12 protein-coding genes are annotated in these 12,140 nt (G+C 46.0%); 4 read left to right on the forward strand and 8 right to left on the reverse strand.

The features are described from left to right. Window positions 1-59 precede the first annotated feature (59 nt). Entirely contained in the window at window positions 60-419 is a 360-nt protein-coding gene (locus tag DXN04_RS15890) for a winged helix-turn-helix transcriptional regulator (RefSeq protein ID WP_116854369.1), read from the forward strand. Here DXN04_RS15890 and xth read toward each other — a convergent pair. Both xth and DXN04_RS15900 read right to left on the reverse strand, forming a co-directional pair. Beyond that, the gene (xth, locus tag DXN04_RS15895; protein ID WP_116854370.1) at window positions 409-1,185 is read right to left on the reverse strand and encodes an exodeoxyribonuclease III; all 777 of its coding nucleotides are present in this window, start codon (window positions 1,183-1,185) and stop codon (window positions 409-411) included. The two genes, DXN04_RS15890 and xth, sit on opposite strands and share 11 nt — an antisense overlap. Window positions 1,186-1,190: 5 nt before the next feature. Next, window positions 1,191-1,418 carry a hypothetical protein gene (locus DXN04_RS15900; protein ID WP_147319955.1) on the reverse strand — a complete coding sequence of 76 codons (228 nt, stop codon included), beginning with the start codon at window positions 1,416-1,418 and terminating at the stop codon, window positions 1,191-1,193. A gap of 115 nt (window positions 1,419-1,533) precedes the next feature. Between DXN04_RS15900 and DXN04_RS15905 the strand changes: the two genes are divergently transcribed. Then, a complete protein-coding gene (locus tag DXN04_RS15905; RefSeq protein ID WP_116854372.1) occupies window positions 1,534-3,861 on the forward strand; it encodes a DUF1963 domain-containing protein in 2,328 nt (775 codons plus the stop codon). A gap of 36 nt (window positions 3,862-3,897) precedes the next feature. Here DXN04_RS15905 and DXN04_RS15910 read toward each other — a convergent pair whose 3' ends face one another. Continuing rightward, entirely contained in the window at window positions 3,898-4,122 is a 225-nt protein-coding gene (locus tag DXN04_RS15910) for a hypothetical protein (RefSeq protein ID WP_116854373.1), read from the reverse strand. A 146-nt stretch (window positions 4,123-4,268) separates the two neighbouring features. Between DXN04_RS15910 and DXN04_RS15915 the strand changes: the two genes are divergently transcribed. Further along, window positions 4,269-6,668 (forward strand): ABC transporter permease, encoded by a 2,400-nt coding sequence (locus DXN04_RS15915; protein ID WP_116854374.1) that lies wholly within the window; start codon window positions 4,269-4,271, stop codon window positions 6,666-6,668. Window positions 6,669-6,728: 60 nt separating this feature from the next. On the opposite strand, the gene DXN04_RS15920 is transcribed toward DXN04_RS15915, so the two are convergent. From DXN04_RS15920 to DXN04_RS15935, 4 genes are all read right to left on the reverse strand, one after another. Then, a complete protein-coding gene (locus DXN04_RS15920) occupies window positions 6,729-7,025 on the reverse strand; it encodes a putative quinol monooxygenase (protein WP_199415059.1) in 297 nt (98 codons plus the stop codon). 13 nt (window positions 7,026-7,038) lie between these two features. Continuing rightward, complete coding sequence (locus DXN04_RS15925; protein WP_116854376.1) at window positions 7,039-7,704, reverse strand: type 1 glutamine amidotransferase domain-containing protein; 666 nt, start codon at window positions 7,702-7,704, stop codon at window positions 7,039-7,041. A 154-nt stretch (window positions 7,705-7,858) separates the two neighbouring features. After that, a complete protein-coding gene (locus DXN04_RS15930) occupies window positions 7,859-8,428 on the reverse strand; it encodes a Crp/Fnr family transcriptional regulator (RefSeq protein ID WP_116854377.1) in 570 nt (189 codons plus the stop codon). Between the two features lie 66 nt (window positions 8,429-8,494). Then, entirely contained in the window at window positions 8,495-8,842 is a 348-nt protein-coding gene (locus tag DXN04_RS15935; protein ID WP_116854378.1) for a hypothetical protein, read from the reverse strand. 121 nt (window positions 8,843-8,963) lie between these two features. Between DXN04_RS15935 and DXN04_RS15940 the strand changes: the two genes are divergently transcribed. Continuing rightward, window positions 8,964-11,348 (forward strand): TonB-dependent receptor, encoded by a 2,385-nt coding sequence (locus tag DXN04_RS15940; protein ID WP_116854379.1) that lies wholly within the window; start codon window positions 8,964-8,966, stop codon window positions 11,346-11,348. 19 nt (window positions 11,349-11,367) lie between these two features. On the opposite strand, the gene DXN04_RS15945 is transcribed toward DXN04_RS15940, so the two are convergent. Beyond that, window positions 11,368-11,832, reverse strand: a complete 465-nt coding sequence (locus tag DXN04_RS15945) for a nuclear transport factor 2 family protein (protein WP_147319956.1) — start codon at window positions 11,830-11,832, stop codon at window positions 11,368-11,370. Window positions 11,833-12,140: the final 308 nt, after the last annotated feature.

Consider the following 12,140-nt stretch of genomic DNA (forward strand, 5'->3'; position numbering starts at 1 on the left):
GGAGGCCACTTCCTGCGAGGGAAGTGTTTCCCTTACAGGAAGTATGCTATCTTTGCTGTATGGAAAACAGGCACATATCGGAGGAATGTAAAAGGCATTTTAAAGCCATCCGCGATACCCAGGAGATCCTGAGCGGGAAATGGAAAATGCTGATCATGGCAATGCTGGGAACAGGTAAAAAACGCTACCTGGAACTACAAAGGCTGCTGGAAGGGATTGGTCCGAAGATGCTGTCGAAAGAATTGCAGGACCTGGAAATCAATGGGCTCATCAGTCGTACAGTGATGCAAACAAAACCTGTTACCGTGGAATATGCGCTGACTGATTATGGCCGCTCACTGAAACCGATTATGGATGATATGGCGACATGGGGGAAAAGTCACCGTGACCGGGTGATCAAAGATCTGACTAATCAGTAATTTCAATCCATACAGGCGCATGATCGCTGGTTTTTTCCCAGGCACGAACGTGTTTATCTACTCCACCTGCTGACAAACGTTTTGCCAGGTCAGGAGATAATAAGAAATGATCCATCCGGATGCCGGCATTCCGTTTAAAAGCATTTGCAAAATAATCCCAGTACGTAAAGATTTTCTCATCAGGATAGAGCATCCTGATGGCATCTATCCAGCCTTGTTTTAATAATTTCTGAAAGGCGGCACGTGGTTCAGGAAAGAATACTGCATCATTCACCCAGCGCTCCGGTTTATGGGCATCCATGTCCGTCGGCACCGTATTATAATCGCCTACCAGGACCACAGGCACGCCCTTTTTTATCAATCGCCTTGCTTTGCTGAGCAACCTTTTATACCAGGTCATCTTATAGTCGAATTTCGGACCGGGTGCAGGGTTGCCGTTGGGCAAATAAAGACAGCAGATAATCACGCCGTTGATCTTCGCTTCAATATACCTGCTTTGTACATCTTCAGGATCACCGGGAAGTCCCTTGTCTATTGCTTCTATATGGTAGTCTTTCCGGGTCAGGATCGCCACGCCATTCCAGCTCTTTTGTCCATGCCAGATGGCAGTGTAGCCAATGGCTTTCAGACTATCTTCGGGGAACTTTTCATCAGGTGACTTCAATTCCTGCAGACATACGATATCGGGCTGCGACTCCCGGAGCCATTTAATCAGTACCGGCAGGCGGCCATTGACTCCATTCACATTGTAAGTAGCTATCTTCATAACGATTACCCCAGGATGACCGGCAATTTTTCTACAGCATATTCCACAGCTTCCACCGGCGATGTAAAGCGCTTTGCAGCACCATTTTCATCATTAAATACTTTACCGGGTTCATGTTCTTCCAGGCTATAGGAGACAGTAAAATACTCTGTAGGTATTACATCCGGCTCTCCTTCCTGTGTCGCAATAAATAAATATACATCCTGATTGTTGACCTGGATTTTCTCTGTCATAAATTTCGTTTTATCATACCACCCGCATAATTGTGCCAGATAAAATCTTTTCCACAAAACTTTCCTTCCCGTATAAAAATGTGTATACTTGGGCACATTGTTTTAAAAGTGTACTATGGAGTCGACCTCAACAGAAACATTCAGCATAAATTTGCCGCCAATTTATGAGTTTATCCGTATCGCCTGGGAAAGTATTACCGCAGAACACAGGAAAGACGATGATTATCTCTCCTTTGTAACAGTGGCACTGGAAGAGCTTAGTTTTTATAATAAATTCGAAGGGGAAGACCTCCTCTCCCGTTTCCGGGCAGGCTGCCTGGAGCAGCGTGGGGCCGTAACAGTAATAGGGGATAAAACATTGCAGGTTGCAGGTCTTAGCGCCGCCATCAGAACGGTGCATGCACCGGATGGCTATTTCTATTATTTTGGCCTGGTGATCATCAACGATACATTCGGATATTCCATAATCGGGGATTGCGATACTGTGTCCAAAGATTACTATGAACCAATCTTTGACGATACCTTTCAAAGCCTTCAATACTTTGGCAACCCGGTAGCTGCCATGGAAAAGCAAAAGGCCGGGATCGATTCGGCTCTCAATAAGTATCAAACACCTGCTGCGCCGGAACCTGCGGCAACAACATCCGAACCCTTTGAAGTACCTGCAGATGGACGGGAATACTGGCAGATTGGCACACATACTTTTGCATTGACAGGGGAATGTGAATGCAGTATTTCCGATGGAGACGGTGCCTTGTATGTGAAGATCGAAGCAAAAGCACCCCATCATATAGAAGGGCTAACCGACGATTATAGCCAGGGAAAAGTATACCTGCAATTTTATTTTAAAGGGATTTACAATGCAGGTGTACCTACGGGGAAATTCATCTTCGTGGAGGAAAGAGAAAATACATATCTCTCCTACCTCTGGAAAGGAGGATTTGATTACATTCACCGGCTTTCAGGAGAGGTTACCTTACAGGATGGCTGGTTAGGTATCAACGGCAGTTTTGAGGAATACCCGGTAAAGCTGGCGGTCAAAATCGCTGACCATCTTAACTGGGAAAAGTACCGTTTCCTCAGTGTTGAAGAAGTGAGTACTGCGCCACCTGAGATCGTACGACAGCTGTGGCTGACAGACCCCTACCCGGGTATTTTGCAGGAGACACTTTACCCCCTGACACAACTGGAAAACCTTTCCATTGATTTCAGGAATAAAAATGAATTCAAAGAAATTCCAACAGCCCTCAGGCGTTTAAAGGAACTGAAGGTGCTTGCCCTGAGCGGGGTAACAGAACTGACTAGTTTGCCACAATGGCTGGGAGACCTGAAAAAACTGGAAAGCATCCGCATCTCCAATAGCCAGATAGCAGGGATCCATCCCTACATCCTCCAGTTAGCTTCCCTGCGCAAGTTGTACCTGAGTCATAACCAGCTGCAATCCATTCATCGCGCATTGCCGGAAAAGCTGGATACACTGGTGTTGTCTCATAATAAACTCACGACCGTTCCTGATTCAGTTTTAAAGTTAGAACACCTGAATATTGAACATAATCCACTGGAGCAATTACCGCCGGAACTTGAAAATATTCCTTCCCTGGCCCTGGAACTGGAAAAGAAAATCACGCTGCTGGATTATACTTATAAGGGGGCCACGCCATATGACGACAGTCCTTTCTTTGCGAAGAACGATGCGGTCCTGTTGGAGCAGTTAACCGCACAAATCAGCGCAGCAGCACTGGATGCATACAAAGATGAATTGATAGAGCGTAGCCGTAAAGCAGTGGCACTGGATACGACGGAAGAGGATGCCTATACGGAAAAAGGCAATCATCGTTTTGGCGGGTTGCCGGATCTGCCTGCCGGTGTAACATTGCTGGAAGATGGTATGCAATTCATAGCCCAGATTAATTGTGCGGACCTTGCTCACTTGCAGGATTACCTGCCCAGAACGGGCATCCTTTATTTTTTCATCAAAGACCAGGAAGAACTGGATCCACATGTATTGTATTTCGATGGCAACCTCAATGAATTAAAATCCGCAAATGAACTGGAAATAGCAGCCGCATTCCCGCCCTTCCGTGCAGTGGCAGATGGATATGTGAGTATACCCGGTATGTACAATGCCCGGCAATTATACCCCGGGCTGGCGGACTTATCTGAAATGTGGGATGAAATGGAACAGCTGGAGACGGGGCTGCGTGCAAAGCCCAAACATAGTATCAATTCATACGTATTTAAGCAGCATGATACACCTGAAATAGAAGCTGTGGATGCAAAAAGAGGCAAGCCGGAAGACTGGATGGTATTACTGCGCGTGAGTTCAGATCACAACCCGGGATTTTGTTTTTGGGATGCAGGCGAGATTTACTTTGTTATCCATAAGAGCGACCTGGCAAAGAAAGATTTTTCAAACGTTTATTGCGGTTTAGAAAGTAGCTAATCCCCCGGTTGCGGGGGGATAATACTTTCCGCAGTATTACAGGAACCTGAGCACCTGTTTCCTGTACTCTTCAAAATCCTGCTCACTGGAAATGGTCTGGAATTTCTCCTGCTGGCCATTCCGGTTCTGTCTTACGAGGATCACATCCTGACCACCTACGATCGTGCGCTTTGCCCTGTCAAGGATCAGTTCCAGCTCAGTTCTGTCCTGCGTTAACTGCAGCTCTTCAATACGATTCACAATAATTACGTAATCTTCCATATTGCAAATGTATAGAATTGCCCGTACTCGTACACCGACTGTTCCGAATCGGACATTTTTCGGCAAACAGGGCTTCCTAATCTGCTAGAAATCACCTCCTTGCATTTTGGCATACCCATTGACGTGCCCTGGTATTACATTTGCCTATGTTCAGGAACTATTTCAAAATTGCCTTTCGCAATCTGGCGAACAACAAAGTATATTCCCTGATCAATATCGCAGGTTTAACCATTGGACTAACCTGTGCCATGCTGATCCTATTGTATGTAAAGGACGAAGTGAGTTTCGACCGTTTCAACCGGCAAAGCGCCCGGATCTTCAGGGTGGTTTATCAATATAGTAACCATGGGGAGGAACAACGGTATGTCTCTACCAGCCTTTTACAAGGCCCAAAATTCGCACAAAATATTCCCGGCATTAAGTCCTTCACCCGTATCCAGGATGGTCGCGTTGACTTTAAAAATGAGGCTGATATAGAGAGTAAAGAAGTGCTCTTTGTTGATGCTAATTTCTTCTCCACTTTTACCTTTCCCCTGATAGCCGGCGATGCCAATACCTGTCTGAAATCCCGTCACTCCGTTGTGCTGACGAAGGATGAGGCTAAGAAACAATTCGGCACCACTAACGCAGTGGGCAAGGTAATGATGGTGAATGACAAAGGATCTTTTGTACCTTATGAGGTCACTGCTGTAACTGAAAACTGTCCGCAAAACTCCTCTGTTCAATACAAGATGTTGTTACCCATCAGGGGAGCAGAAGATGCTATTAAGAACAATGGCGACTGGTTTTCTTACTACCTCAGTACCTTTGTGGTGCTGGATGAACATGCCAATCCTGATGTAGTAGCTACACAAATGCAACGTTTTTATGAGCAGGATGCGGCGCAGACATTTGCAGATATGATGGCGAAATTTGGCAATGGCAGGGATCATAATATCGGTACTTATTCATTGCAACCTTTGCTGGACATCCATATGAGTACGGACTTTGCCGCGAGCAATGGTCTTGAGAATGCCAGCAACCCGATCTATGCTTATATTCTTTCCGGTATTGCAGGTTTTGTACTGCTCATTGCCAGTATTAATTTTGTGAACCTCACAGTGGCACGTTCTGTAAGGCGTGCGAAAGAAATTGGTATCCGCAAAAGTATTGGCAGCGATCGCCGCCAGCTCATTATACAATTCCTCGGCGAGTCTTTTATATTATGTGGGATTGCTTTTGTGCTCGCTATCTTACTGGCTCAGCTGATCTTACCCATCTTCAATGAACTGGCCAATAAGAAACTGGCTATGAGCTACCTCCTTGATGCAAAGCTGATCTTCGGTTATATGGGATTGTTCCTGATTACAGGACTGCTGGCGGGTTTTTATCCTGCGCTGGTCTTATCAGGGTATAGTCCGATAGACACCCTTTATAGCCGGTTTGCACTGAAAGGGAAAGGAATGCTGCAGAAGATATTGGTGGTATTACAGTTTACGCTGGCATCTTTTCTCATAATCGCGACTTTCACGATTTACGCGCAGTTCAATTACCTGACCAGGACGGACCTGGGGTATGATGACAAAGACCTGGTAGTGGTAAGCGGGGCGAATGTGACACATGAAGAAGCTGCTACCTTTAAAAATGAATTATTAAAATCACCCGACATACTGTATGTAGCGCCTAAAAACGGGGGTCGATGGGCTACCATGGCCCGGCTCGCCAATGATTCAGCAATCAGCTTTGCCTATGAAACAGTGGATGAATCTTTTTTGCCTGCTATGAAGATTCCGTTGGTAATGGGTAGGAACTTCTCCACTCAATTTCCTGGAGACTCTGCACATGCGATATTAGTGAATGAATCATTTGTAAAGAAAGCGGGATGGAAAAATCCGCTGGGGCAATCTGTGATCTTCAACTTTAAGGATAATAAAACCTATGAAGTAATTGGTGTGGTGAAAGATTATCATTTTGCTGCGCTGAATGAAAAGATCGGTGAGCAGTTGTTCACGATGGAAAACAGTAACCCCTATGGAACCTTTTATGTGAAGATCAGGCCCAATAGTGCTTCCAGGAGTTTACAGTTTATAGCGCAAAAGTTCAGGACCTTCTTTCCGCTTAAGCCGTATAGTTATGTTTTTAAGAATGAGGCGAATTTGAAGAGTTATGAATCAGAGACACGTTGGAAACAGATCATCTTGTTTGGTGCGATCCTGACGATTTTCATTTCATGTATAGGATTGTTTGGGCTTTCGGTGCTTTCGGCGGAGAAACGGACTAAGGAGATTGGTATACGGAAGGTATTGGGTGCATCGGTACGGAGTATTGCAACGGTATTGTCGGTAGAATTTGTGAAGCTGGTGATGATTGCATTGGTCATTGCGGTGCCGCTGTCATGGATGGCGGCTAATAAATGGCTGGAGAATTATCCGTACAGGATTACGCTGGGCTGGACGATTTTTGTGGCAGCGGGTGCCCTGGTGTTGATGATAGCGGTTTGTACGGTGAGTTTTCAGGCGGTGAAGGCGGCGTATGCGAACCCGGTAAAGAGTTTGAGGAGTGAATGAGGTTTCCGGACCTGTTTTAGAATAATACAAAGCCGGGAGGTCTTACTCCCGGCTTTGCCTTTATATCCCATCGATCTCTTTCGCTACTACCACTTCCCTATTCTCCAGCATTGGCACTACCTGCCCTATCACCAGCTCCTGAAAATACGTAGCATTACGATGTACCTCTACAGCCGCTTCGCTCTTATACCCCTCATACAACAGCAGGGTATTGGCATCCTGCGTACTCTGGTGTATCTTATAAAACAAATTCCCTTCCTCTTCCCTACTCTTTCCGGCCACTACCTTCATCAATTCCAGCACCGCATGCAATTGTCCTTCTTTTACCTGCCATTTGGCAAAAACATTTATACTCATTTTATCAATTGTTTTATTTTCCTAAAATAGCGACGATCTTCTCACCTACCCCTTTTGCAGAAGCGGGGTTCTGCCCGGTCACCAGTCTGCCATCGGCAATACTATTTGCAGACCAGGGTGCTGCTGCATGAAACACTGCTCCCTGGCTGGTCAACGCAGTTTGCAGGTCAAAAGGTACATCCGCTCTTGCATAATTATCTTCTTCCTCAGTAGTAAAGGAAGTGATCTGCCTGCCATTCACGAGGTAAGAACCATCACTCAGCTTCACATTCAACAAAGATACAGGTCCATGACAAACAGCGCCTACCACAGCTCCTCTTTCATAAGTCTCAGCGATTACTTTTTTCAGTAATGGTGCTTCCGGCATGTCTACCATTGGCGCAAGCCCTCCGGGTACAAACACCGCATCATATGCGCTTACGTCAAGGGTTGACAATTTTTTTGCATGTTGCATATCGGCCCAGGCTTTCCCTGTCAGGAATCGCAGGTTAGCGGGGTCGGCTGCCTCGTTCAGGGCATCGAGGTAAGGGGTATCGCCCGTTAAACTGGCGAAATCAACCTGGTAACCTGCTTTTTCGAATTCAGCATAAGGATGTGCTACTTCAGGGAGGAAGGTACCTGTTCTTCTATTGTGGGTGCCAATTGCATTTGCATTGGAAACGATGATTAAGATTTTCATGATGTAAGTTTTAAGTTGTTTTTGATAACTCAAAATTACATCGGGGAGCAGGGGGCGGAGAAGGAGTGAGATCACTAAAAAAGTGTGATTTGGATCACACTGTTATTTAATGCCTGCGTATAGACGGCTTAGGGTTTGCCTGCTTACAGGCGGCTCAGGACTTCCCTGCGTACAGACGGCTCAGGGTTTCCCTGCTTACACCCAGGTATTCGGCTATGAACTTCTTGGGTATGCGCTCTATTAATTCGGGGTATAGTTTAGAGAATTCAGCATAGCGCTGTTGTGGGGTGCTGGAAAGCAGTAATTTAATGCGCTGTTGCAGGGCGACATATCCATTCGTCAGTTTCACCCTGAAAAAGTGTTCCATTTTATGCAGATCGGCAGAAAGCTTTTCCCTGGATGCAAGCGTGGAATAAAGTACTTCCCCTGCATCCATACATTCTATAAACATGGTCGCCTCTTTTTCCTTAAAGAAGGCATCATAGTCAGACATCCACCAGTTTTGCTGTGCAAATTGAACGATGTATTCCTTGCCTGCATTGTCTACGAAGAAGACTTTATAGATCCCGGACAGCACCAGGTATTCGTATTTAGTGTCATCTCCTTCATGAATAAGGTATTGGTTTTTGCGGACCTTTTTTAGGGTAAAGAAGGTCCTGACATAGTCAAATTCTTCATCAGTGAGCGGTGTAATTTGTTCGATATGCTTTCTTAATCTATCCATAGCTGGGTGCTAAGATAAAAAAAACGAGGGCGTATTTCCCTCGTTTTTTCGAGAATTATATCCCGGCTATTGTTCCCTTGTCTGAAGATCAATCAGGGTCCAGTTGCTGTGATCTGCCCATTCCCCGCCGTTGTATTTCTGCTTCGCTATATAATGCAATCTGAGTTTGGCCCCAAAGGAATTCTGGGCATCGACATAACTCTTTACGATATAGCTGCTATCTCCCTGGTACCCCGAAGTATAGTCAAGCGAGGGGAATTCTGCTGATCCGGGTGCCTTTAGGCCTGTTTTTACAAATTGTTGGGAAATGATAAAAGCTTCGCTGATCAGTTTAGCAGGATCCTGCTTTCCTGGTTTGTCGTCGTCAGATCCAAAGGCGAGGAATGTAAAAATGCTACAGACAAGTAGTGTCAACAGGTGCTCCCTTTACGCTATCCGGAAAATAGTTTACGCTATCCGGAAAATCTGCCTCCCCACATATACCCATGGCTGATTTTACCCTTTCTTTGCGCTCTATTCTATTCAACCAACGATCATGAAATTATTACTACCTATCTTCTTCCTCCTGTCTCTGACAGGCCATGTATACGCACAACAACATGGCAGCATCAGTGGCATCGTCACCACTAAAGACGGCAACCCTGTCGCCTACGTTACTGTTGGCCTCAAAGGAAGCTCTTACGGTGCCGCCACTACTGACAAAGGCCATTACCGTATCAATCGCGTAGCTCCCGGCACCTATACCATTACTGTCAGCGCTGTTAACATACAGCCACAGGAAAAACAGGTGACTGTCGAAGCAGGTCAGAACCAAAGCATCAATTTTGAACTCGACATCAGCAGAACCCAACTCAAAGAAGTAATGGTCAATGCAAGAAGCAATAGTGTCAAGATGGACAACCCATCTCAATCACTCCGCCTGCAGGAACCGCTCATTGAAGTGGCGCAAAATATACAGGTCGTATCCAGCCAATCCATCAAAGAACAACAGATCATCAGTATGAGCGATGGCATCATCCGCAATGTAAGCGGTGCTGTGAGACTGGAACACTGGGGTGATCTCTACACCAACATCACCATGCGTGGCTCGCAGGTGAAAGCCTTCCGCAATGGCTTCAACGTTGTCAGCTCCTACTGGGGGCCGCTCACAGAAGATATGAGTTTTGTAGACCACATCGAATTCGTAAAAGGACCTGCAGGGTTCATGATTTCATCAGGCGATCCAAGTGGTTTATATAATGTGGTCACCAAGAAACCTAGCGGTCAGTCCAAACATGAGTTCAGTTATACACTGGGTAGCTTTAACCTGAACCGTGCTACCCTGGACCTCGATGGCAAACTGAGTAAAGACGGGAAACTGCTCTATCGCCTCAACCTTTCCGGTCAGAACAAAAACTCTTTCCGTACCAATGAATTCAATGACCGGTATGCTATCGCTCCTGTCGTTTCTTACCAGGTTGACGACGCGACAAAATTGACCCTGGAATATACCTACCAGCGTGCAAATATGTCTGACGTAGGCTCTTATTATATCTTCAGTCCATTCGGCTATGGTACCTACGACAGAACCCTGAGCGATCTGCCTGCAGGCCTGAAACCTACGATCATCAATGATCATAGCTTCACGGTGAACCTTCAGCACCAGATCGATGAGAACTGGAAACTGACTGCACAGGCTGCCTACTACAACTACTCACAGGACGGATCTTCTATGTGGGCGGATTCTGTGAATGCGGATGGAAAGTATTACAGGAACGTCGGTATATGGGAAGCTACAAGCACCATGTCTTTAGGACAAGTATTCCTGAACGGGAAGGTAAGTACCGGGCCTGTAGTTCATAAGATCCTGACAGGTATTGACCTGGGCAATAAAAAATATGTTGCTGACTATGCCCAGACCCATTCCCTGGACACCGGCTCCGCGCCTTTCAATCCATTCAATCCTGTTACCCTCGACGCTCCATCCAACGGTTATCCCGTATTCGATCGCACTTTGAGCCTCGAGGCAAGAGCTGCCGCAGGCTTTGGCCTGATCAACTCCCGGTATTCCAGTTTCTACCTCCAGGATGAATTAGGTTTCCTCAATAATAAGGTGCGACTGACATTAGCAGGTCGTTATACCTATATCAACCAGGCTGATTTTGGTACCGTCAGTGAAGCCAAGCGCTTTACTCCACGCCTGGGATTGAGCGTATCTATCGACGACTATACATCCATCTATGCCTTATACGACCAGGCATTTACTCCACAGGCAGGCGTGGTAAGCGTGGGCAAATTAAAACCGCTCACCGGCAATAATACTGAGTTCGGCATTAAGAGAGACTGGATGGATGGTAAATGGAATACCACTGTTTCCGTATACCGCATCCTGAAAGAAAACGAACTGACTGCGGATCCTAATGCCCCTGCCAACTCAGGACTAAGCATAGTATTTGGTCAGCGCAGAGCCCAGGGTGTTGAATTTGACCTGCGTGGTGAAATCCTCCCGGGCCTTGACCTGACGGCCAACTATGCCCTTACTGATTCAAAAGTGAGCAAGGTAAACCCTGGTGTATCGGATGCTACCGGTATCAAAGTTGGGGATGTAGTACCAGGTTATTCCAAACATGTAGCCAATGCATGGCTCACGTACAAACTGCGGACAGGTAAATTGAGAGGTGCTGGTATTTCAGCTGGATTTACCTACCTGGCAGGTCGTGAAACTGATACCTGGAGTGTAGGTTTACAGCGATTACCCGACTATTTCAAGCTCGATGGCGGCCTGTTCTGGGAAGGCGGCAAACTGCGTATTACAGCCAATGCCTTCAATATCCTGGACAAGTATTTATATAGCGGATCATTTTATTCCTATTTAAATGCTTACTACTACCAGGCAGAAGCGCCACGCAATTACCGCTTGTCTATATCATACAAGTTCTGATCAATAAATTACCCGGGTATCAATTGCCCGGGTGATCCTCACTTTCTATCGGGAATAAATTTTCATCCACCTCCGTTCCCTGCCCGGCGACCCGACACCATCCCTCAGCACCTTTATGATATACTTCCAGGCGGCGCACTTTTATATTTACATCCCTTCCATCTACCAGCAGCTTAACATCGATAAGAAAATTAACTACTGCCATCTTTCCGTCATAAATACGGATATACTCATTGCCCGGTACAGGCTGCACTGACTTAAATACCAGCTTCTCCTTTGCCTGCACCGCCTTCCATTGCCGGAATGAAAAGGAGATATCACCTTTCGGCCCCACAGCAATAAAATCATTACAATCCAGGCGGAGCGGCTGATGAATGAGCGCTTTTAGTTCTTTCAGTTCTGCAGGATAAGAGGTAGTATCGATCTGTGCTGATACCTTAAAAGCATACAATAAAAGGATCATTGAAATTGCGAAGTGCTTCATTTGCTTTTTGGCAATAGTAGGAAAGCAGCTGTTCACTCTTATTCCAAAATCGACGGCTGTATGTACTTTAAAAATATAAGGTTTATCAGGAAGGAGGAAGTCCGTTCATCGACGACAAAAAGAATTTACCCAAGCCTCCCTTTTCTTTATATTAGCAGTATGCAACAACTGCCCTTTGTTTACTCCAACCAGCCCCGATGGATCCTTGCCCGGCATCTATCCTTCTGGCTTCTCTGGTTATTATTTCAGTTGTCTATCTATTCCGTTTCTCCCTCCAGTATTTTACAGGGCCAGTCATTATGAATGCG

This window comes from Chitinophaga silvisoli, assembly GCF_003412465.1.
In the GTDB taxonomy this organism is placed as follows: Bacteria; Bacteroidota; Bacteroidia; order Chitinophagales; family Chitinophagaceae; genus Chitinophaga; species Chitinophaga silvisoli.